Origin of the sequence: Methylomonas sp. LWB, from assembly GCF_001856095.1 — a bacterium.
In the GTDB taxonomy this organism is placed as follows: Bacteria; Pseudomonadota; Gammaproteobacteria; order Methylococcales; family Methylomonadaceae; genus Methylomonas; species Methylomonas koyamae_A.
This window is the reverse complement of record NZ_MKMC01000078.1, coordinates 1-22,087: the sequence shown is the minus strand read 5'-3', so window position 1 is coordinate 22,087 and position 22,087 is coordinate 1. Positions and strand designations below refer to the sequence as shown.

23 protein-coding genes are annotated in these 22,087 nt (G+C 56.1%); 14 read left to right on the top strand and 9 right to left on the bottom strand.

Translation table 11 applies throughout. The annotated features are described in order from the left end of the window. Positions 1-14: 14 nt before the first annotated feature. Positions 15-728 (top strand): hypothetical protein, encoded by a 714-nt coding sequence (locus tag BJL95_RS20890; RefSeq protein ID WP_139306366.1) that lies wholly within the window; start codon positions 15-17, stop codon positions 726-728. Positions 729-984: 256 nt separating this feature from the next. After that, the gene (locus BJL95_RS20885) at positions 985-1,557 is read left to right on the top strand and encodes a hypothetical protein (RefSeq protein WP_064031782.1); all 573 of its coding nucleotides are present in this window, start codon (positions 985-987) and stop codon (positions 1,555-1,557) included. Positions 1,558-1,596: 39 nt separating this feature from the next. Here the strand turns inward: BJL95_RS20885 and BJL95_RS20880 are convergent, their stop codons facing one another. From BJL95_RS20880 to dksA, 4 genes are read right to left on the bottom strand one after another with little or no spacing between them, the layout of a single operon-like run. Then, a complete protein-coding gene (locus tag BJL95_RS20880) occupies positions 1,597-2,529 on the bottom strand; it encodes a DMT family transporter (protein ID WP_071160585.1) in 933 nt (310 codons plus the stop codon). Beyond that, positions 2,526-4,466 (bottom strand): acetate--CoA ligase, encoded by a 1,941-nt coding sequence (acs, locus tag BJL95_RS20875; protein WP_071160704.1) that lies wholly within the window; start codon positions 4,464-4,466, stop codon positions 2,526-2,528. The genes BJL95_RS20880 and acs overlap by 4 nt, the downstream gene beginning before the upstream one ends. A gap of 14 nt (positions 4,467-4,480) precedes the next feature. After that, positions 4,481-5,389, bottom strand: a complete 909-nt coding sequence (gene gluQRS, locus BJL95_RS20870) for a tRNA glutamyl-Q(34) synthetase GluQRS (RefSeq protein WP_254786864.1) — start codon at positions 5,387-5,389, stop codon at positions 4,481-4,483. Beyond that, positions 5,386-5,817: an RNA polymerase-binding protein DksA gene (gene dksA / locus BJL95_RS20865; protein ID WP_064031780.1), complete on the bottom strand. Its 432-nt coding sequence runs from the start codon at positions 5,815-5,817 to the stop codon at positions 5,386-5,388. Before dksA ends, gluQRS begins: the two co-directional genes overlap by 4 nt. 108 nt (positions 5,818-5,925) lie before the next feature. Here dksA and BJL95_RS20860 point away from each other — a divergent pair, with 108 nt between their 5' ends. From BJL95_RS20860 to BJL95_RS20850, 3 genes are all read left to right on the top strand, one after another. After that, a complete protein-coding gene (locus BJL95_RS20860) occupies positions 5,926-7,086 on the top strand; it encodes a pyridoxal phosphate-dependent aminotransferase (RefSeq protein ID WP_071160584.1) in 1,161 nt (386 codons plus the stop codon). Continuing rightward, positions 7,077-7,400 carry a rhodanese-like domain-containing protein gene (locus BJL95_RS20855; protein WP_071160583.1) on the top strand — a complete coding sequence of 108 codons (324 nt, stop codon included), beginning with the start codon at positions 7,077-7,079 and terminating at the stop codon, positions 7,398-7,400. Before BJL95_RS20860 ends, BJL95_RS20855 begins: the two co-directional genes overlap by 10 nt. A 149-nt stretch (positions 7,401-7,549) precedes the next feature. After that, complete coding sequence (locus tag BJL95_RS20850) at positions 7,550-8,284, top strand: DUF3581 domain-containing protein (RefSeq protein ID WP_071160582.1); 735 nt, start codon at positions 7,550-7,552, stop codon at positions 8,282-8,284. A 56-nt stretch (positions 8,285-8,340) separates the two neighbouring features. On the opposite strand, the gene BJL95_RS20845 is transcribed toward BJL95_RS20850, so the two are convergent. From BJL95_RS20845 to BJL95_RS25325, 3 genes are all read right to left on the bottom strand, one after another. Continuing rightward, complete coding sequence (locus tag BJL95_RS20845) at positions 8,341-9,666, bottom strand: sensor histidine kinase (RefSeq protein ID WP_071160581.1); 1,326 nt, start codon at positions 9,664-9,666, stop codon at positions 8,341-8,343. Continuing rightward, the gene (locus tag BJL95_RS20840; protein WP_064031775.1) at positions 9,663-10,328 is read right to left on the bottom strand and encodes a response regulator transcription factor; all 666 of its coding nucleotides are present in this window, start codon (positions 10,326-10,328) and stop codon (positions 9,663-9,665) included. Before BJL95_RS20840 ends, BJL95_RS20845 begins: the two co-directional genes overlap by 4 nt. A gap of 556 nt (positions 10,329-10,884) precedes the next feature. Next, on the bottom strand, positions 10,885-11,046 hold the full coding sequence (locus BJL95_RS25325) for a hypothetical protein (protein WP_168030662.1): 162 nt from the start codon (positions 11,044-11,046) through the stop codon (positions 10,885-10,887). Between the two features lie 200 nt (positions 11,047-11,246). Between BJL95_RS25325 and BJL95_RS20835 the strand changes: the two genes are divergently transcribed. The 8 genes from BJL95_RS20835 (at position 11,247) to BJL95_RS20800 (ending at position 20,447) form a co-directional block, all read left to right on the top strand. Then, positions 11,247-11,525, top strand: a complete 279-nt coding sequence (locus tag BJL95_RS20835; RefSeq protein WP_064031774.1) for a hypothetical protein — start codon at positions 11,247-11,249, stop codon at positions 11,523-11,525. A gap of 28 nt (positions 11,526-11,553) precedes the next feature. Then, a complete protein-coding gene (locus BJL95_RS20830; protein ID WP_254786863.1) occupies positions 11,554-13,071 on the top strand; it encodes a phenylacetate--CoA ligase family protein in 1,518 nt (505 codons plus the stop codon). 212 nt (positions 13,072-13,283) lie between these two features. Next, positions 13,284-14,261, top strand: coding sequence for a cysteine synthase A (gene cysK, locus BJL95_RS20825; RefSeq protein WP_071160580.1), 978 nt, complete (start codon positions 13,284-13,286; stop codon positions 14,259-14,261). After that, positions 14,258-15,196, top strand: a complete 939-nt coding sequence (gene epsC, locus BJL95_RS20820; protein ID WP_064031772.1) for a serine O-acetyltransferase EpsC — start codon at positions 14,258-14,260, stop codon at positions 15,194-15,196. The genes cysK and epsC overlap by 4 nt, the downstream gene beginning before the upstream one ends. Positions 15,197-15,657: 461 nt before the next feature. Continuing rightward, positions 15,658-16,575, top strand: coding sequence for a family 2A encapsulin nanocompartment shell protein (locus BJL95_RS20815; protein ID WP_064031771.1), 918 nt, complete (start codon positions 15,658-15,660; stop codon positions 16,573-16,575). After that, positions 16,562-18,214 carry a family 2A encapsulin nanocompartment cargo protein cysteine desulfurase gene (locus tag BJL95_RS20810; protein ID WP_071160579.1) on the top strand — a complete coding sequence of 551 codons (1,653 nt, stop codon included), beginning with the start codon at positions 16,562-16,564 and terminating at the stop codon, positions 18,212-18,214. The genes BJL95_RS20815 and BJL95_RS20810 overlap by 14 nt, the downstream gene beginning before the upstream one ends. 542 nt (positions 18,215-18,756) lie before the next feature. After that, on the top strand, positions 18,757-19,323 hold the full coding sequence (locus BJL95_RS20805; RefSeq protein ID WP_083386189.1) for a BON domain-containing protein: 567 nt from the start codon (positions 18,757-18,759) through the stop codon (positions 19,321-19,323). A gap of 14 nt (positions 19,324-19,337) precedes the next feature. Next, a complete protein-coding gene (locus BJL95_RS20800; RefSeq protein WP_254786862.1) occupies positions 19,338-20,447 on the top strand; it encodes a DUF1207 domain-containing protein in 1,110 nt (369 codons plus the stop codon). Positions 20,448-20,642: 195 nt separating this feature from the next. Here BJL95_RS20800 and BJL95_RS20795 read toward each other — a convergent pair whose 3' ends face one another. Both BJL95_RS20795 and BJL95_RS20790 read right to left on the bottom strand, forming a co-directional pair. Then, the gene (locus tag BJL95_RS20795; RefSeq protein WP_071160577.1) at positions 20,643-21,086 is read right to left on the bottom strand and encodes a DUF2383 domain-containing protein; all 444 of its coding nucleotides are present in this window, start codon (positions 21,084-21,086) and stop codon (positions 20,643-20,645) included. Between the two features lie 141 nt (positions 21,087-21,227). Next, a complete protein-coding gene (locus BJL95_RS20790; RefSeq protein ID WP_368086617.1) occupies positions 21,228-21,626 on the bottom strand; it encodes a Crp/Fnr family transcriptional regulator in 399 nt (132 codons plus the stop codon). A gap of 279 nt (positions 21,627-21,905) precedes the next feature. Between BJL95_RS20790 and BJL95_RS24270 the strand changes: the two genes are divergently transcribed. Then, on the top strand, positions 21,906-22,087 hold a 182-nt coding region (locus tag BJL95_RS24270), incomplete at its 3' end, for a transposase (protein WP_175463755.1).

Below are 22,087 nucleotides of genomic sequence, written 5' to 3'. Positions count from 1 at the left end.
GCTTAGCAAATGCTGTGTGGTTTTTTTGGGAGCTGCACTCCGGTGCTTTCAATGCGCCAACGTCCGGCGATTCGACCGCGCCGCCGATACTACTGGTTTCCGAACGCGAGAATGCCCGGCGGGGAGCGGCGATTTCGGCAATCGTCGACCGCTATTCGCAGAGCTCGCTCGCTTCCGCCACCCAAGAGGTTTCAGCGTTTTTCAGCCAACCGCACGATTTGCAAATCACGCAGCGTGATCCCCAAACGGCGGACAGCAAGGCTCGAGAAAACCGCGACCGTTCCGGCTGTCTGCGAATCGGACCCTTTGTCGATCGCCTGGAGATGAGGCGTTGGCTGGCTGCGAAATCCTTGACAGCGGTCGATTCCTACAGTGACGAATTCACCGTTCCCGGCGATTTTCAAGTGTACTTTCCGCCTGCTAGGGACGCCGAGCAATTACGCATCAACAAAATGATGCTTAGAGCTAAAGGCTTGACGGATTTTTGGCCGATTCCATCCGGCGATTTGAAAGGCGCATTGTCTCTGGGCGTATTCACCGAAAAATCGCGGGCGATTCTTTACCGCGACCAGCTTGTCAAACAGGGGATTGTGGCGGCCGTACGTCAGCGCAACCGCATTCGGCCGGTTTGGTACGCTCTGATCCGGCAAGGTGTTGTCGATAGGCTTCAAGACGATGCCGTTACCGTTACTGATGCGGATTGCCGTTCGCACCGGATTGGTGAATAAACGGCCTGTTGAACACTAACGTGCGAAATTCTGTTGGTTTTTTTTACATAATCGAATCCTAATGTTTTTAAGTTTTTGATTTTTAACATGTTGAATACATGGTATGCATATTGCAGTAATAAAATTGACATGAGCATTTGGCACGAAGTCACTTGCGCATGTCTCTCTTATGATCGGCATTGTGGATCAATATCGGTTCTAGGAAAGGTTGGCTATTAGGATGGCCTTTTGTTAACGTTAACTATGGGGAAAATCAATGAAGATGATTTTATCTTTCAAAAAATGTTTGGCGGTGTGCCTGTTGATGGTTGCCAACGCTGCTTCTGCAAGCGTTGTGTGGGAACCTACCGACGGTGACATCAATTTTATTACCCTTGCTTCTGTGTTGGGTTTTTCGGGTGCAGAATTCGGCATTTTCGAAGATTCCGCCACATCAAGCAGTGCAATGCCTGTTTTGACATTCACTGGCGGCGCTACTGTTAGCTTTGCGGCTGCTAGCGGTTCCGATTGGACCGTGAGCTTGCTCAGCGATCCTAGCGTTACCGGCACATTGAAAGGCTCAAGTCATTTTCAATTTGGTATGAAAACCAGCGGTGGTACTTGGACCAATGTTAAGAAAGGCTTGGAATTGGTTGACAATTCCTACTTGCTGGCGTTCGGTAGCAAACTGCTGACCGACATCGCATTGGTTACCGACATCGCTCCGTCAACCGTCGTTGACGACAATCCAGTCTCTCAAGTTCCGCTGCCGGCTTCCATTTGGATGCTGACCAGCGCATTGTTGGGCTTGTTGTACACTGGCCGCCGTAAATCGGTCGTGAATGCCTAATTAGCTAATTTTTAGGTAGGATTGGAAACCGGGGCCGCGTTAGCGGCCCCGGTTTTTTTTCGCGCGTCGGTTTTTGGATTTTGCAATTCGAACGGGTAGACTGGCACGGTCAGCCCTTTGATGCAGTGCTAATGCCGCCATGATCAGGCTGGTGCCGACGACGGTTTTCATCGTGATCGGTTCGCGGTTGGCCAGATAACCCAGTAATAACGACAATACCGGTGTCATCAGGTTCATCATGGCCACGTCGGTGGCCGGCAGTTGTCCAAGCACGTAGTAATACAAGGCAAATCCCAGTGTTGTTGCCACGACACCGAGATAGACGATCGCATATAGAGTTTGTGGCTGAATTTGTGTCGGTAGGGCGCCGTCGTCCAATATTAGCCAGGTCAACCAGTATAAAGGCACCGAAATCAGCAATCCGCCGGTGATCTGCTGCACCGACGGTAGTTTGGCGTCGATTTGCTTAACCCAGACCGCGCTAGCCGCGTGAATAAAGGTTGCCAGCAATATGCCGAGCGTGCCTTGAATGGCCATTGGATGCAATTCCCTGGCCGAGCTGAACATCACGGCCAAACCAAAAGCGCCTAGGCTGTAAGCCGCTAGTTTTCGCCAACCTAGGCTGCGCTCCTTTAGGTAAGCGGCAGCCATGAACGCCGTCATGAATGGGCCGAGGCCGAAAATGACCGAGATCCAGCCTGACGGTACGAAACGCGCCGACCAATAGGTGATCAACATACTGGCATAAATCTGCATCGAAACGGCTAAATAGGTGCGTAGCGCTAGCCGGTGACAAGGCAAGCCTTTCCGACGCAGTAATAACAGAACCAGCAGGCAGGCCAAACCAATGGACATCCGGCCGGTCGCGCCAAACACGTAGCTGACACCAATGCTGCTCCATTTTATCGCCAGTGGTGTCGTGGTCCAGATCAGGACGACCCCGAAATAGGCTAGCGCGAGCTGTGGCTTCAACTCGGATGCTGTCGGTTGGCGACCAGCTGCTCAACGACAGCCGGATCGGCTAGCGTGGAGGTGTCGCCCAAATCGCTGAACTCGTTGGCGGCAATCTTGCGCAAGATACGTCGCATGATCTTACCGGAGCGCGTTTTGGGCAGTCCCGGCGACCATTGAATCGCATCGGGCAGCGCAATCGCGCTGACTTCTTCGCGGACCAAATTCTTCAGTTCCGCTTTCAGGGTCTCGTTGCCTTCGACGCCGACATTCAAAGTCACGTAAGCGTAAATTCCTTGACCCTTGATTGGGTGCGGAAAACCGACGACCGCCGCTTCGGCGACCTGGTCGTGTAGGACCAGCGCGCTTTCGATTTCGGCAGTGCCCAGGCGGTGACCGGAAACGTTTAATACGTCGTCGATACGGCCGGTAATCCAGTAATAGCCGTCGGCGTCGCGGCGGGCGCCGTCGCCGGCGAAATAGTAACCGGGAAATTTGCTGAAATAGGTATCGACGAAGCGTTGATGGTCGCCGTAGACGCTACGGGCTTGACCCGGCCATGGAAAGGTCAATACCAGTATGCCTTCCGCTTCGCCGTCCAGCGGATGGCCTTCGGGATCCAAGATGGCCGGTTGAATACCAAAGAACGGGAGGGTTGCCGAACCGGGTTTCAATGCGGTCGCGCCTGGCAGAGGCGTAATCAGAATGCCGCCCGTCTCGGTTTGCCACCAAGTGTCGACGACGGGGCAGCGTTGATCGCCGACTACGCGGTAATACCATTCCCAGGCTTCGGGGTTGATGGGTTCGCCGACGCTGCCCAGTACGCGCAAGGAGTCGCGGCCAGTACGCTGAACGTAGGCATCGCCTTGCGCCATCAGTGCGCGTATCGCGGTCGGCGCGGTATAAAAAATGTTGACCCGGTGCTTATCGATGACTTGCCAGAAGCGATCGGGTTCGGGGTAGGTTGGGACCCCCTCGAACATCAACGTGGTCGCGCCGTTGCAAAGTGGGCCGTACAGTACGTAGGAATGCCCGGTGATCCAGCCTATGTCGGCCGTACACCAATAAACGTCGCCTTCCCGATAGTCGAACACATACTTGTGGGTCATCGCGGCATACAGTAAATAACCGCCGGTCGTGTGCAAAACGCCCTTGGGCAGGCCGGTCGATCCGGACGTATAGAGAATAAACAACGGATCCTCGGCGTCCATTAACTCCGGCTCGCAGGTCTCGTCGGCACTCTGCATCGCTTCGTGGTAGCAGACGTCGCGGCCGTCGCTCCACGGAATATCGTGACCGGTATGCTTGATGACGACGACGGTTCGCAGGTTCGGGCATTGCTTGGCGGCCTTGTCCACGTTCAGTTTGGAATGGACGATTTTGCCGCCCCGGTAGCTCTCGTCGGCGCAGATCAAAAACCGGCAGTCGGCGTCGAGTATGCGGTCGCGCAGGGCGTCGGCGGAGAAGCCGCCGAACACAATGGAATGAATCGCGCCGATCCGGGCGCAGGCTAAAATCACGACGGCGGCCTCGGCGATCATCGGCAGATAAATACAAACCCGGTCGCCTTTACCGACGCCGTGCGATTTCATCACGTTCGCAAATTTGCAAACTTGGCGGTGTAGTTCCCGGTAAGTCAGGGTGCTGTGGTGGCTTGGATCGTCACCTTCCCAGATGATGGCGATTTGGTCGCCGCGAGTGGCCAGATGCCGATCCAGGCAATTGACGGTGACATTCAGCTTGCCGCCGATGAACCACTGAATTTCGCCGCGCGGGTAATCGTGAGCCAGTACGCTATCCCAACGGCGCTCCCAGTCCAAAAATTGTTCCGCCTGCTCGGACCAGAAAGCTTCCGGATCGTCTATCGACCGACGATACATTTCATGGTAGCGGTCGGTGTCGATATGGGCGCCGGCGGCGATGGCCGGGATCACCGGATACAGTTTCTGGTCGGACATCTTCATCTCCTTTTTTAATAATCGTGGGCGACAGGTTGGCTAATTCGGGCGACGCCGCTGAGTTGCGCCGGTTGCCAATGGCGGATTCCCCAGTCGACTAAATCCGCGATCGAAGCATTACGCAACGACGGGGGTGGCGCTTGGTTCAGCAAGCATAGCAACCGATATAAGGTGCGAGCGCCCGAGTGGGTGCTGACGGCGGCGGCACGGCTTTGCTTGCTGAGTTTTTGGCCGTTACCGTCGACGATGACGGGGATGTGCGCGTACGTTGGCGGAGCTTGCCCGAATAGCTGGTACAAATAACACTGCCTGGGCGTGGAGTCCAATAAATCGTAACCCCGCACGACATGGTTGACCCCTTGCCGACAATCATCGACGATCACCGCCAATTGATAGGCGAAAATCCGGTCCTTACGTAGGACGACGAAATCGCCGACCTGTTCGGCCAGATTTTGCCGCATCGGCCCTTGCAAGCGATCGATAAAGCGGACGTCTTGGTTCGGGCAGGCGAGCCTCAACGCATGAGCTTGGCTGGGATCGGGATTCTGATTTCGACAATAGCCTGGATAGCGATCCGGCGAGTCGGCCAATTTGGCGCGACTGCAAATGCAGCGATAAATCAGGCCTCGCTCGCGGAGCCGTTCGATCGCGGCGGCGTATTCGTCCAGATGTTGGCTTTGGAAGGCGATTTCGTCATCCCATTGCAGCCCGAACCCGAATAATGTGTCGATGATACGTTCGGCGGCACCGGCTACGTTACGCGGTGTATCGAGATCGTCGATTCGCAGCAACCAGCGACCGCCGTGGCTGCGGGCATCCAGAAAGCTGGCCAGCGCGGTGTAGAGCGAGCCGAGATGAAGTGGGCCGGTGGGCGAGGGCGCGAACCGGCCGATGTAGCGTACCGAATCGGGTTGCGCAATCAACCCAGTTGTTTCTCGCGGATTTCGTCCAGGGTTTTGCAATCGATGCACAGGGTCGCGGTCGGGCGGGCTTCCAGACGGCGGATGCCGATCTCAATGCCGCAGGTTTCGCAATAACCGTAATTGCCGGATTCGATTTCCTTCAAGGCTTCATCAATCTTCTTGATTAATTTGCGCTCTCGGTCGCGGGTGCGCAATTCCAGGCTGAATTCGGATTCCTGGGTCGCTCTATCGTTGGGATCGGGGAAATTGGCGGCTTCGTCCTGCATATGCGTGACCGTGCGGTCAACTTCCTTCATCAGGTCGGATTTCCATTTGTTCAAAATCGCAGCAAAGTGCTTGAGCTGCGCTTCGTTCATGTACTCTTCGCCATCTTTTTCCTCGTAAGGTTTAAAAGAATATTCTGACGTAGCAGGTTGAGAATTGTTCATCCAATGACTCCTGGCGGACTGAAAAAATCGGGGCTTTTTATCAGAATAGCCAGGGGCAAGCAAGAAGTTTGTTATGATGCGGCTCTTTTGGTTTCTGGGTCGGTGGGAATGAAGCAGCATATTGCGGAACGGATGCACGGGATCAGCGCGTTTTACGTGATGGAACTTTTGCAGCGCGCCAAGCAATTGGAAGCTCGGGGGCGCGACGTGATTCACATGGAAATCGGCGAGCCCGATTTTCCGACGCCGCCGGCGGTGATCGCTGCCGGGAACCGGTTTCTGCGGACCGGCGAAGTTAAATACACCCCAGCAGCCGGATTACCGGCGCTGCGCGAGGCTATCGCCGATTATTATCATGCGGCCGGTATCAACGTCGATGCCCGGCGAATTTTCGTGACACCAGGTGCTTCCGGTGCGTTTTTGTTGGCTTTCGGTATCAGCATCAATCCTGGCGAGCGGATTCTGATGGCCGATCCTTGCTATCCCTGTAACGATAATTTTGTTCGGCTATTCGGCGGACGTAGCGAATTAATTCCAGTTGGCGCGGACGACGATTACCAGCTCAGTGCCGACCTGATCGCCGAACACTGGGGCGCGGAATGCAAAGGCGCGCTGATTGCGTCGCCGTCGAATCCGACCGGTACCGTGATAGGCCGGGAAGCGCTACGTCAAGCCATCGCCAAGGTTGCCGAGTTGGGCGGTTGCTTTTATTCGGACGAAATCTATCACGGCCTTGTCTACGACGATGCGGTGTCCAGCGCATTGGCCTTTAGCGACAAAGTCTTCGTTATCAACAGTTTCTCCAAATTTTTCGGCATGACCGGTTGGCGGGTCGGCTGGTTGGTGGTGCCCGAAGAATTTGTCGATGCGGCGGAGCGCTTGGCGCAAAACATTTTTATAGCCACCTCCACCCAATCGCAGTATGCCGCGCTGGCGAGCTTTACCCCGGAAAACTTGGCGGAACTCGAAGCGCGGCGGCAGGAGTTTCAGCGCCGACGCGACTTTCTGTGCGAAAATTTGCCGAAACTGGGGTTTCGCATTGCCCGCAAACCGCAAGGCGCTTTTTACGTCTACGCGGACAGCAGCGATTTGGCGGACGATAGTTTCGAATTCGCCAAAGAGTTGTTGGAAACCCAGGCCGTGGCCGTGACGCCTGGCAGGGATTTTGGCGTTTATCGCGCCGATCGGCACATTCGTTTTGCATATACCGCTTCTGTCGATAGAATGGCCGCCGCGCTGACCCGATTGGAAACCTTTTTATGCCGATAACCCAATACACCCCACAACAACTTAAACAACGCCTGGAAGCCGAGCCGGCGCCGCTACTGCTGGATGTTCGCGAACCCCACGAGTTCGCCTATGCCCGTATCGAAGGCAGTCAGTTGATTCCGTTGCAACAGATTTCGCAACGACTGGACGAGCTGGATACCGAGCGCGATATTGTCGTGATTTGCCATCACGGCATGCGTAGCCAGCAAGCCTGTTTCTTTTTACAACACCATGGCTATAGTCGCCTATATAACTTGCAGGGCGGTATAGACGCTTGGTCGCTGGCATGCGATTCCGGCGTTCCGCGATACTAATAGACACAGAGCGTTATCGGCCGCTGTTCTTTGCGAATGGCTACGATCGCGGCGCTGCTAAGCTCTCCGCGATGGGGAGCTGTATCCGGACGCCGCGGCGTCCGGACTCGCAAGATTTTGATCCGCAATATTAAAAATAAAAAATCGCCATGTTTTTGAAAGAGTTTTATGAAGTTCGCGACGGTGGTATCGCCATCAGCGCCGATCAGGCCAGCATGTTTGCCAAGGAAGTGGCGCACGACTTTAATCCTTTGCACGATGCCGATGCCAAGCGCTTTTGCGTACCCGGCGATTTATTGTTTTCGCTTGTATTGGAAAAATACGGGCTCAGCCAGAACATGCACTTTATCTTTTCCGGCATGGTGGGTCACAACGTCCTGTTGAATTTCCCGGAGACCGATGCCGAGCGCTTCGATGTGACCGACAGTCAACAAGATAAGACCTATCTACAAATCGAGCGCTCCGGCGATGTGATCCGCGATCCCAGCCTGATCGAGGCCCTGATCCGCGATTACGTGGCGTTTTCCGGGCAGAATTTTCCGTACGTGCTGGTGCCGCTGCTAGCCAAGGAAAATGTGATGTTCAACATCGACCGGCCGTTGGTGATCTACGAAAGCATGACGCTACATCTGGATTGCATGCAATTCAGCGAGCCGCGTCTGGAAATGTTGGAACCCAAGATGGAGGTCAACGGCAAACGCGCGACGGCTTATCTGTACTTTCAGATTTGCTGCGGTGACGCGGTGGTCGGTTCCGGCTTCAAGAAGCTGGCCGTCAGCGGCTTGCGGGATTACGAAGCCGAGCCGATGCAAGCCTTCGTCGACGAGTATCTGGCGCGCAAGCACGGATATCTGAGCAATCTGGCGGTCGCCGAGGTTGGCTGAGGTCTGATTACTGGTAGCCGCGAACACGTGCCGCCCAAACCGCAGCGGTTAAGGATTCAAGTGGGTGGCAGCCTAACCGTGGCCGCCAAACCACCCAGTTCGGCGGATCGGCTCAAGGCTAGGCTGCCGCCGTAGTAGCCGGCAATGTCGTGGACGATGGCTAGTCCCAGCCCGTGGCCGGGTGTGGCTTCGTCCAGACGCAACCCTCGCTGCACCATTTGCCGCAGTTGCTGCTTGTCGCAACCGGGGCCGTCGTCCGCGATTCGTAACGTCAAACCTTCCCGTTCCGCGACTTCGATGACAATTCGCGATTTGGCCCACTTGCAGGCGTTATCGAGCAGGTTGCCTATCATTTCCAGCATGTCCTCGCGGTCCAGATGCAATAACTGATCGGGCGCTCGTATCTCGAAAGACAAGGCCTTTTCCGCGTAAATGACCTGCATCAGCTCGCACAGCGCCGTTAATTCCACATGGGGATTGAAGGTCGCGCCGGGTTGGGCGTTTCCGGAAATCCGCGCTCGTTTCAATTCACGGTCTATCCGTTTCAATATCGTTTGGTTCTGTTGTTCCAACTGTCGTTTCAATTCCGGCAAGTCGCGTAGCGCCGGATTTTCGGCCAGCCGAAACAGCATCGCCAACGGCGTTTTCAAGGCGTGCGCCAGATTGCCGATCGCGGTCCGCGATTGGTGAAGGCGGCGTTCAACCAACATCAATAGCCGGTTGACTTCCTTGACCAGCGGTCGGATTTCGAACGGAACCTCGGCTTCGATCTGACGCTGCTGACCGTGGGCGATGGCCGCCAGTTCGCCGGTAACCGCGCGTAGCGGTCGTAACGATCGTTTAACGTCGGCGGTTTGCAGCGCGATCGCCGCGACCAGCACCGTCAGACTCAATGCCAGATAGCCGATTCGGATCGCGGTGATGTCTCGACCGATGTCGGTCAAGTCCTCGGCGGTACTGATGCTGATGGTGTGGCCGGCTTTGGCGAATCCGCGGCTTAAGACTAATAACAGTTGGTCGTGGGGACCGGACTTGAAATGGAATTGTCTGGTAGTATCGACGGCCATGGCCTCGAAAGGTAGCGTCGTGCCGGCGAGTGAGCGCGAATAAATCGGCTTGCCGTCGATGTGTAGCACGAAATAGTGGCCCGAATAGGCTTGGCCGTAAACCGAGCCGGCGTGGCTGGTATCGAAGCTGGGCTGGCCGTCGGCGTCGAAGTCGAGGGTGTCCAGTATCGAGTCGCTGTCGTGAGTCAGGCGGGTCAACATCTGTTTTTCGGCAACCGAGCGTATCACCCAGTCGGCCGCCAGCCAATGCAATGCAAATATCACGCATAAGATAGCCGCTAGCCCGCGATTCAAGCGTAAGCGCAATGAAATCACGCGGTTTGCCCAAATACGTAACCTTGGCCGCGCCGAGTAGCGATCAAATCCTTGCCGAGTTTGCGGCGTAAACGGTTGACGTAGACTTCGATGACATTGCTGTCCGGATCGCCGTCCATTTCATAGACATGCTCCATCAAATCGGTTTTCGTCAAAATTTGGCCGGAGTGCAGCATGAAATAGCGTAACAGACGAAACTCCAGCGAGGTTAACTGAGCGGATGGCTGACCTTCCATCGTAACGGTTTGCAATTCTTCATCCAAAGTAACGCCGGCGCAGGTCAGACCGGTGTTGGTGATTCCATGGCAGCGTTTTAACAACGCCCGGATGCGCGCCTGCAATTCTTCGATGTGAAAGGGCTTGCCCAGGTAATCGTCCGCGCCGGCTTTAAAACCGTCGACTTTTTCGTGCCAGGCGTCGCGCGCGGTCAGCACGATGACCGGCATGGCGTTACCGGCGTCCCGCCATTTCTTAAGGACTGCCAGACCCGACAGCTTGGGCAGCCCCAAATCCAAGACCGCGATGTCGTAATTCTCCGTGGCGCCCAGGAATTCGCCTTGTTCGCCGTCGTAGGCCAAGTCGACCGCGAATCCGGCAATTTCAAGTTCGACCTGGATCGAGCGGGCCAGGTCGGTGTCGTCTTCTATCAGCAGCAGTCTCATCGCAAATGGGCAAACGGTAAAATAGGGATATTGTAGTGCAGCGACGTAGGCAAGGGATTAACACACGCATGACGAAGCGTTTCTAAGCTCCGTGCCTGGCGATGATTTAATCTGTTTTTAATCGCCTATTCAGAACCGGTTTATCTGAATTTGGTCTGATACCTCGCGCTTACCGTGCTTGGCCCAGTCCCTCTGGTCGGCCGGGAGTCGCCGGTGAACACGGTTGCGGACGTTTTAGTGGCGCCCCTTCCGAGTTCCCGTTGCACTTCTGCGTTCGTAGTGCGTTCGGAGCCACTTAATCTCATCGGCTTTGTTTATCGTTCATCGATCGATGGACGACGATTTCTCCTCTAATTTTACTGACCTCGTGTCTGGCATGGTCCGTGGGCGCCGATAGCCTCGGGGTATTCTCGCTACACGGCTTTTCCGCCGAATCAAGGATCGGTATTTTGTCCGCGCAAAAAAAAAGCCCCCGTCCACAAGTGACGGAGGCTATGTAGTATTGCTAGCTTCGGAGGGGTTGCTAGCTTAACAACGAGGGAGGTACAACGAGGAACTAAGCACGCAGGTTCCGATGCAAGTCCAGGTTGCTGGACAGCGACGCCGCGCCGAACAGCAGTGTGGAGAAAATGAACTCGCCGGAAACGAAACCGAATACGCCAGCGGTAAAAAACAGGCCGGTTAATACGTCTCTATAAAATAAAAGGGGTTTGTTCATGTCGGACTCCTAAGACAGCATCGGTTGATTCGTGAAGACGGTTCTATGATAACAATTGTGAAAATATTTACAATAATGCTGATAGTGCATGATTTGTTTTTATATAGGAAACAATTGCGGTCTGGCTCGTTAGCGGCCGTGTTGTAGCCTGGAGCATTTACGGCGTATGCTGTCGGCTCACTTGTAGGGAGAATCCCGCGATGAGTCATCACGCCAATGTATTACGAGCTATCTTTCATGATCCCATCAGCGCCAACATCCATTGGCGGGAAGTCGAATCGTTGCTGCATCACTTGGGCGCCACGATAGAGTCCGGTCACGGCGCCAAGTTTCGAGTGGTGTTAAACCAATTCGAAGGTTTTTTGCATCATCCGCACCACGGCGGTGTCTTCGCCAAGCAGGATGTCAAACACGTCCGGGAACTGCTGGAGCGAGCCGGCGTCACTCCTTCCTCTTACGACGAGCAGCACGGGAAGTGACCAGTGCTGTCGTAAACCGATACCCGACATGATCACCCACGAATTGAGCAATCCGACGATGACCGACTTAAATGCCGTTTTTCAACGTTTCCTGACTACGCCGCTGGATGATTTGTTGGGCGGGCAAGACGTCAAGCCCGAGGAGAAATTGCTGGCGCTGTTTCGGCGTTGCGCCGCCGAAGTGCCGGCCTACCGCCAGTTTCTGGCCGAGCGCGGCGTCAGCCCCGAGCAAGTGGTCGACTATGCCGAATACTCCCGCTTACCGTTGATGAGCAAACAAGATTACATGCGGGCCTACCCGCTGGCTCAACGTTGCTTCGGCGGCAGTTTGGCCGGAGCCGACCGGGTCGCGGTATCTTCCGGTTCGACCGGCCAGCCGACGTTCTGGCCGCGCTCCGCCGCTGACGAATTGGATGTGGCCCTGCGTTTCGAGCAGGTCTTCAAGGACAGCTTCGCCGCCGATCGCCGTACGACCCTGGCCGTGGTGTGTTTTGCGCTGGGCAACTGGGTTGGCGGTTTATTCACGACCTCATGCTGCTGGCATTTGGCGCGCAAGGGCTACCGACTAATGGTCGCGACGCCGGGTAACAACAAGGCCGAAATCTTTCGGGTGGTGCGCGAGCTGGCGCCGCAATTCGAGCAAACCGTGTTATTGGGTTATCCGCCCTTCATCAAGGATGTTATCGATGCCGGTAATGCCGAGGGCATCGTTTGGTCGGACTTCAACCCAAAATTGGTGTTTGCCGGCGAGGTGTTTAGCGAGGAATGGCGGGCCTTGGTCGGCGAACGCATCGGTGCCGAGCGAGCGGCATTCGATTCGGCGTCGCTGTACGGTACCGCCGACGGCGGGGTGTTGGGCAACGAAACACCGCTGAGCATCGCGATTCGGCGTTGGTTGGCCCGTCATCCCGACGAGGCCCGCGCATGGTTCGGCGAGTCACGCTTGCCGACGCTGGTGCAATACGACCCGGCGAGCCGCTTCTTCGAAGTCGAAGCCGATACCTTGGTGGTATCGGGCGAGAACAGCGTGCCGCTGGTGCGCTACCACATCGCCGACAAAGGCGGCGTCATCCCGTATCGGCAAATCTGGGAGCGCTTGCGTGCCGCCGGTATCGAGACGGTGACCGATCTGGGCTTGCCTAGCGATTTTAAACCGCGCGAGCTGCCGTTCGTGTTCGTGTTCGGCCGGGCGGATTTCACGGTGTCCTATTACGGCGCCAATATTTATCCGGAGAATGTCACGGTAGGATTGGAACAACCGGAGTTGACCGGCTGGTTGACCGGCAAATTTGTGTTGCAAGTCAGGGAAAACGTCGCCGGCGACAGCGAGTTGCAGGTCGCGGTGGAAGTCTTGCCGGATGTCGATCCCGAACACGTTGATGCGGGGCGGGTCGCCGAATCGATCAAAGTCCAGCTATTGCGGCTCAACAGCGAATTCGCTCACTACGCGCCGGCCGAACGGCAAACGCCGATGGTGACCTTGCACCGTTTCGCCGATCCCGAATATTTTCCGGCCGGCGTCAAGCATCGCTACACTCGCAATTAGCAGAATCGCGGCCCTTGTTCATGCCAAAATTAGAACATATCATCGAAATATTAGATAAGCGACGGTTTTTATTAGCAATTTTTCTTGACAATCTGTCGCCCGCCGCCTTAAGTTAACCGGCAAGTCACGTTACGCTGACCGGACCGCCGGAAGCCAGTGCGTCCCGCACGGGGCCGCTGGCTTTTTTGTATCTAAATTTCAAGGATTTAAACATGGCACATTGGTATCCCGACAACTCGCAGTCCATCGGCAACACGCCCCTGGTGCGTTTGAACCGCATCGCCGACGGCGCGCCGGTAACTTTGCTGGCTAAGGTGGAAGGGCGCAACCCGGCGTATTCGGTAAAATGCCGGATCGGCGCGGCGATGATTAACGACGCTCAGCGCCGCGGCGTTTTGGGACCCGGTAAGGAAATCATCGAACCGACCAGCGGTAATACCGGTATCGCGCTGGCCTTCGTCGCGGCGGCGCGCGGCATTCCGTTGACATTGACGATGCCGGAAACCATGAGTTTGGAACGCCGCAAATTGCTGGTGGCCTACGGCGCCAAACTGATTTTGACCGAAGGCGCCAAAGGCATGAAAGGCGCGATCGCCAAGGCGGAGGAAATCGCCGCGTCCGAACCTGAGCGTTATGTGCTGTTGCAACAGTTTAAAAACCCCGCCAATCCGGAAATTCACGAACTGACCACCGGCCCGGAAATCTGGAACGACAGCGACGGCGCGATCGATATTTTCGTGTCCGGGGTCGGCACCGGCGGCACGATCACCGGCGTATCGCGCTACATCAAGTTAAAGCAAGGCAAGCCCATCCATACCGTGGCGGTCGAGCCTGAGGCCAGTCCGATTCTGACCCAATTCCGCGCCGGACAGGAATTGCAACCGGCACCGCACAAAATCCAGGGTATAGGCGCCGGTTTCGTGCCGGACGTTCTGGACTTATCGTTGGTGGATCAGATCGAACTGGTCAGCAACGACGACGCTATCGACTATGCGCGCCGCTTGGCCAGGGAAGAGGGCATCCTGGCCGGTATTTCCTGCGGGGCGGCGGTGGCGGCGGCGGTTAGAGTCGCCAAACAGCCGGAAAACGTCGGCAAGACCATTGTGGTGGTATTGCCGGATTCCGGTGAACGCTACCTGAGTTCGGCACTGTTCGAAGGCTTGTTCGACGCCCAAGGCTCGGCGCTATGAACGAAGCGGCGTTGGCGATTGCCTCTCCCTTTTGGGGAATAGATGATCTGGTCGCGGAACTGCGGGCGATACGCTTGCATTCGCTCGAGGAACGCCATCGCCGCGAACATCCGCCGAAATTGCCGGCCCGTAAGGTGTTGGCGCAGATCGTCGAACAATTGGGGGCGGTCTTGTTCCCCAATCGTCTCGGCCGCCCGGACCTGACCGACGAAGGCATCGATTATTTCGTCGGTCAGACCCTGGATAGCCTGCTACGGGATTTAAGCCGGCAGATTGCGTTGGAACTGCAATTCGTCGCCGAGCAAAACGGCGAAACCATCGACGTCTGGCGGCGGGCAAGCGAGCTGACCCGTGAGTTTGCGGCCAAACTGCCCGGAGTCAGATTGCTGATCGACAGCGACATCCGGGCCGCTTACGAAGGCGATCCGGCGGCCCGTTGTCCCGACGAAGTGCTGGCCTGTTATCCCGGCATCACCGCCGTGATACATCATCGGGTGGCCCACCTGTTATACGGCTTGGGCTTGCCGCTGGTGGCGCGTATCGTCAGCGAAATCGCGCATTCGGCCACCGGCATCGATATTCATCCCGGCGCGCGAATCGCCGACAGTTTTTTTATCGATCACGGTACCGGCGTCGTGATTGGCGAAACCGCGATCATCGGTCGGCGCGTGCGCTTGTACCAGGCCGTCACGTTGGGGGCCAAGCGCTTTGCCAAGGACGAAAACGGCCTGTTGGTCAAGGGTAACGCCCGCCATCCTATCGTCGAGGACGATGTGGTGATTTACGCCGGCGCGACCATTTTGGGTCGAATCACGATAGGCCGGGGTTCGACGATAGGCGGCAACGTCTGGCTAACGCACAGCGTTCCGCCCGGTAGTCAGGTCAGTCAGGCGCAAGTACGCAGCGAAATGTACGAGTCCGGCGCAGGGATTTGAATGAATACGTTCAACGCCTTGAAATTTCAGTGAAATATTTTGACCTTGTCCCGGTCTAGGTCGGGGAGTTGTCAGAACGGCCGATACGCCAACCAAACTTTCTTCGAAAAATATCATACAGCCCGATGTCGTAGAACGCGGAGTAGGCGCGGCTAAAAAATAAGTGATTAGTAACAATGGCTTAGATTGGATCTTTTGTTGCCGAGTTGCCGTTGGAATCGAGGTATACGATATTTTTAGATATTCATATCGCGAATAGACATAAGCAAATTCCGCCGCCGACATGCCGGTATTGACAGGTTTAGTCTGCTATCGGTATCTTGAATCTAAGTCAATCGCTGACCGGATCGCCGGAAGCCAATGCGCTCGTCAGAGCCATTGGCTTTTTTTATGCCCGATGGAAATACGGCCCGAGCGATAGACGCATTCCAAGTCATCAACCAGAACTGCAAGGGACACTTATGTCGGACATTCATCAAGCCCATACCGCGTTAGGCGACGTCGCCGCGCGCACTTTATCCAATGCGACCAAAACCGTGCCGATGATGGGCACGATCACGCCGCGTTGGCTGGTTCATCTGCTGCCTTGGATCCCGGTCGAAGCGGGTATTTACCGGGTCAACAAAGTCAAAAGCGAAACTAGCATCGCCGTCGATTGCTCCAGCCTGGACGAGAAAGTGCTGCCGCAAACCTTCGTCGATTACGAAGAATGGGGCCGCGAATACCGCCTGAATGCGGTCAACACCGTCTTGGACGTACATACCCGCGTCGCCGACTTATACAGCAGCCCGCACAACCAAATTCATGAGCAATTGCGGCTGACCATCGAAACCGTCAAAGAGCGTCAGGAAAGCGAGCTGATCAACAATACCGAATACGGTTTGCTGAACAACGTCATCGAATCGCAAAAAGTCAAGACCCGCAAAGGTTCGCCAACGCCGGACGACTTGGACGAACTGATCGCCCGAGTCTGGAAAGAGCCGGGCTTCTTCCTAGCCCACCCGCGGGCGATTGCAGCCTTCGGCCGCGAAGCCACCCGCCGCGGCACGCCGCCGCCGACCTTGTCCTTGTTCGGTTCGCAATTCATCACTTGGCGCGGATTGCCTTTGATCCCGACCGACAAGCTGAAAATCGTCAACGGCAAAACCAACATACTACTGCTACGCACCGGTGAAAGCCGGCAAGGCGTGGTCGGTTTGTATCAACCAAACCTGACCGACGAACTTAGCATGGGACTGTCGGTGCGTTTCATGGGCATCAACCACAAGGCGATCGCTTCCTATTTGGTCTCGTTGTATTGCTCGCTGGCGATACTGACCGACGACGCGATCGGCGTACTCGAAAACGTCGAAGTGGACAATTACTATGACTACGCCTAATCCGGATCTGGCCGGGCTCGCGCGACAAGCGTTGAACGGCGGTCCGGTGCCGGCCGGCTTACCCGATACCGCCGAATTGAGTCGCTTGGCCAACCTGTACTACAGCGATATGCCGACCAGCGATGGTCAAGCCATCGACAACGTACCGGCCTCGGCGGCGAGCTCGGTGCCGTATCACGCGGTGCCTAACGGTTTCGCGAATCGGCCGGGTATCGACGACAGCGCCATCGCGGGTCTGACCGGACCCGGCGCCGGCTTGCCGGGCTTGTCGGGGTTGCAACGCTTGGTGGACACCGCCGGCCGGCCGGCATCCGGGCCAGGTGCCGGTGCCGGTAGCGCGGCGTTTTATTTTCTCAATGAACTGTCCGGCCTAGCTCGTGCCGCGCAAATTCCCGGCCTGGGTACGGCTCATCCGCCGTTCGACGTGAACGCGGTACGTCGCGACTTTCCGATTCTGGAGGAGCGGGTCAACGGCTATCCGTTGGCCTGGTTGGACAACGCCGCGACCACCCAAAAACCGCAGTGCGTCATCGATCGGATATCCGAGTTTTATCGCCATGAAAACTCCAATATTCACCGGGCCGCCCACGAACTGGCGGCGCGCGCCACCGACGCCTACGAAGGCGCGCGCGCTACCGTGGCGGGGTTCATTAACGCGTCGTCGGCTGACGATATCGTGTTCGTGCGCGGTTCGACCGAGGCGATCAATTTGGTCGCGCAAAGTTGGGGTCGGCAATTTATCGGCGAAGGCGATGAGATTGTCATCAGTTGGCTGGAACACCACGCCAACATCGTGCCTTGGCAGCAGTTGTGCCGGGAAACCGGGGCGCTCTTGCGGGTGATTCCGGTCGACGACGACGGTCAGGTGATTCTGGCCGAGTACCAAAAACTGCTGAATGCCAAAACCAAGCTGGTATCGTTCACCCAGGTTTCCAATGCCTTGGGCACCGTGACGCCGGCGGCGGAGATGATAGCGCTGGCTCACCAGGCCGGCGCCAAGGTGTTGTTGGACGGCGCCCAATCGGTCTCGCATCTGCGGGTGGATGTGCAAAGCCTGGATTGCGATTGGTTGGTGTTTTCCGGGCACAAGATTTTCGGCCCGACCGGGATCGGCGTGTTGTACGGCAAGCCGGAGCTGCTGGCGGTCACCCAGCCCTGGCAAGGCGGCGGCAACATGATCGAAGACGTTACGTTCGAGAAAACCGTGTATCAAGCGGCGCCTGCCAAATTCGAAGCCGGCACCGGGAATATCGCCGATGCGGTGGGCTTGGGTGCGGCATTGGAGTATCTGAGTCGGATCGGCATCGAAAACGTCGCCCGCTACGAGCACGAGTTATTGGAATACGGCATGCACATTTTGCGCGGGATTCCCGGTGTGCGTTTGATCGGCACCGCGCCCGACAAAACCAGCGTGCTGTCCTTCGTGATGGCGGGGCACTCCACCCAGGATGTCGGTAAGGCACTGAACGAAGCCGGCATCGCGGTCCGCTCCGGCCATCATTGCGCGCAGCCCATCCTGCGTCGCTTTGGCTTGGAAGCCACGGTGCGGCCGTCCCTGGCGTTTTACAACACCTATGAAGAGATCGACCGCTTGGCGGCCGTCCTGAAAAAGCTGCAATGCGCCAAGCGTAGTTTTTAGGGTTCGAACCCGCAAACCCGGCTGGTGCGGCCGGCGTTTGCGTCGTTTGGTTGTAACTAATCAGATTTGGCTTCACAAGCGGCCTAAATCCAATTTTCCCCCTCATTTTTAAAGAGGGGGAGAGATCGCTGAGCGCTCGCTGGATCGTTACGTTGTGTGGTTTTCTCTGCGGGCTTGGGGCGCTGGAATGGTCATTCCGACGATCCCTAGCACCGCCTACCTGTGATTCCGACCGATTTCAAACCGGCCGGGGCGGTCGAATCCGTTCCGATTTCGCCTTTCCAAGCTCGCCAGGATTCGGCTTTCACCGGGGTGTTTCCCGTTAAGCCAGTCAGGTCTTCGCCAGGTCATGAGCTGGTACAACTAGCGTTGTTTAGCCTCTATGTTCGTCAACGAACAGACCTCGCCCTCTTGCCTGCCTAGAATCCGAAGCTGTTTCCATCCCTCGATGTGTCGACCGGATGCGAAGTGTCCATCACGCGCCCAAGAGCTCAATAGGCTTTCCAGGTCGCCCGTCACTCGGCTTCTTTTCAGGAACTCATATGAACATTCTATTCAAAGACTCCAATCGGCCCTGGTTCAATCGTTTATTGACCACGGTTTGTTTGCCCGCCGTTGCCGGACTCAGCGCATGCCAGCCGGAAGGGCAGGCGGAAAAGACCGGGCAAAAAATCGATAAGGCGGTGGAAAACGTCGGTCAAAAGATGGAACAAGGCGCGGACAAAGCCGGCGCCTACATCGAGAAATCCGCGCAATCGTCCGAGGATGCGCTGGATAAAGCCAGCAAGCAAATCGATCAAGCCATCAGCAATTCTGAAAAACGCATCGACTCCGCCAAGGAGTCGGTAGTGGACAGCGCTAAAGCCGGCGGCGTCTATCTGGACGACTCGGCCATCACCGCGAAGATCAAGGCCGCGCTGATGAGCGACGAATTACTGAAAGACGCGCGCATCGAAGTGACGACCGTCAACGGCGGCGTGACCTTGAGCGGCGTTTTGGATAACGAGAAGATGGTCGGTAGAGCGATCGGCTTGGCCAATAGCCAGGAACACGTCAAATCGGTGCAAAGCCAACTGGCGGTGACTGCCGGCGAACTCGGTAAGCCATGATGGCGACGCGTAGATTGGTTACATTCACGGGCTGTTGGCTGCTGACCGCGCCATTCGCCAACGCCACGAACGCCGACGACGCTTATATCGCCGGATATGCCGCCGCTGAGTTGAAGTACAAACTACAGCTCGAACCGCCGGCCCTGCCGGTAAAAGACGGGGTCATCACCTTGCCGGCCGCCGGAATGTCGGGCGCGGATCGCGCCCAGGCCGCAAAGGCACTCGCGGAGATTCCGGGCGTCAGCGCCGTCAAAATCGCCGAAACCAGCGAAGTAGATTCCAAAGAGGCAGCCGCGCTGGCCGCGGGTTCAACGACGTCGACGACAGCCGAGAGCTTGGTGTTGCCGACAGGACTGCTACCGACCGGACATTTATTTAAAGGCTTATTAGCCGACCCGCGCTGGGCGCATTTCTCCGCGGCTTACCGCAATTACCAAACCAATAATTTCGACGGCCGGGATATCGCCTCGGTCAGTTTCGGCGAAACCATTCCGTTTTATCGCGCCAACATCGGTAATTCCACGGCGCAATGGGAAGCCGGCTTGCAGGCAGGCGTGTTCAGCGACTTCAATCTGGATGCCTCGTCGTCCGATTTGGTGAATACCGATTTTATCGCGTCGATTTACTCCAGCGCGCGCGCCGGGCAGTTTTCCGCGTTCGGCCGGTTGTACCACCAGAGTTCGCATCTGGGTGATGAATTTTTGCTGCGCAAGGTCAACACTACCTTCGAACGGGTTAACCTGAGTTACGAAGGCGTGGACTTAAAACTGTCCTATGAGCTGCCCTACGGCGTGCGGATCTACGGTGGCGGCGGAGGCTTGTTCCATAGAGAGCCTTCCGAGCTAAAAAAATGGTCCGCGCAATACGGTATCGAGTTTAGAAGTCCGTGGCGACTGGATTTTGCGTCGATGCGCCCGATCATCGCCGCCGATATCAAGAACTACGATCAAAACAACTGGAGTGCCGATATTTCCGCCAGAGCCGGTGTTGAATTCGATAATTCCAAGGTCTTGGGGCGGAAGCTGCAAATATTGGTCGAATACTTCAACGGCTATTCACCTAGCGGCCAGTTTTATAAAGACAAGGTGGAGTATTTCGGCCTGGGCGCGCATTATCATTTTTAATGCGCTGGGCCAAGGCGTTGCGTGGGCCTGAGCGGAAGAAACTAAAGCAGGTGCCGGAGCAAGCCGCCTTGGGAGTTTCAGGGCGGATACGCATGCCGATTGCGGACGAATAAACACTCGATACCGACCTAGTGACCCCGTAAGAGCATGATGACCAAATCCAGGCCAGGCATTCATGCTCTTGTAACGTTAGAATTAAGCCATCGCCGCTTCCAATAGACTGTCCAAGGCGCGCATATGCCGTTGTTGAGCGGGCAATAGACTGTTTGCTATCAGGACGCGAATATCGGGGTGTAGACCATGATCCTGCAAGGCTTTTTCGTAGTCTTCCGTGCCGGTTAATTCGCCTTCGCGCAAAACCTTTAGCGCGGCTTGCTTGCCCAACAAAGTAGCGCAAGCCATGATTATTTTTGCCCAAGTTCCCCAAGGCCCCGAGTCTTGGGTTGGCGTGCCGCCGAGTTGTTTGATTTTCCCCCGCAGACTGCAAGCTGCAGCTTTATGCTCTTGAAAAGTCAACATTAAAAAATCGAATTCCCCCAGCGCGGTGTCCTTGCGGAATCTATCCAGGGCTTGTTGATAGGTTTCCAGCGCGGACAATTCATTCTGTAACAAACGATTGATGGATTGAATATCAGACATAACGAAACTCCCAGTCGATGGATGCCGGCGTGGCTAACGCCATTGCCGATCAGTTGATAGTGCCGCTAAATTTAATAACAAAGCGGTTTGGAAGTCGGTACGCTGCCGCACAGCCCTCGTCTGGTCGGCCGACGTTCGAGCTTATTCAAAAACGAGGTCGTGCACCGGGCGTTTCGTCGCTTTGGCGGAAGCAATCGGCGGCAATCCGCGCGAAGCGGGTTTATTCACGAAAGCGGGTATTAATCTGGTGAATTCGGCGTTTATCACGTCGTAGCATTCGCAGACTTGTTCCTCCAGGCCGGCTCGACTTAATACCACGAGACGGCCTCTACTGTAATTTATCAAGCCTTTTTGTTGTAATTTCCCGGCGGCATCGGTGATGCTTTCTCGACGAACACCGAGCATGTTGGCGATATGTTCGTGGGTCGCCAACATCTCGTTCGATGCCTGTCTATCAAAAGTCAGAAGCAGCCAACGGCAGAGTTGCTGGTGTATTGAATGATGCCGGTTACAGGCCGCCGCCTGGTTTATCTGGGTCATCAGCGCCTGCGTGTAACGCAGTAGCAAATGCAATAGCGAATTATCGTTAAGCGTCCCACCCGCGGATGCTATTTCTTCGATAAATCGTTGGCGCCGCAGTCTATACCCATAACCGGCGGTGCTAACGACGGCTTGGTGAGGCATGGTTCGACCGCCCATTAACCAAAAATGAGAAATCCCCCGGCTTAGCCGGGGAGACAGCAGGAGTTTGACATTTAGAGGAGTCCATCAGGAAACTCGAGAGCGTGAGCCGCCAAGCAAACGCAAGAGGAGAACCTGATGGACGAGAACGAAAGCTTAAGCCACTCGAAATGGGAGTGCAAATATCACGTTGTGTTTATTCCCAAGTGCCGTCGCCGAACGCTGTATAGGGCGTTGCGCAAGCATTTGGGCGAGGTGTTTCGAAGGTTAGCGAGCCAGAAAGAAAGCCGAATATTGGAAGGGCATTTGATGCCGGATCA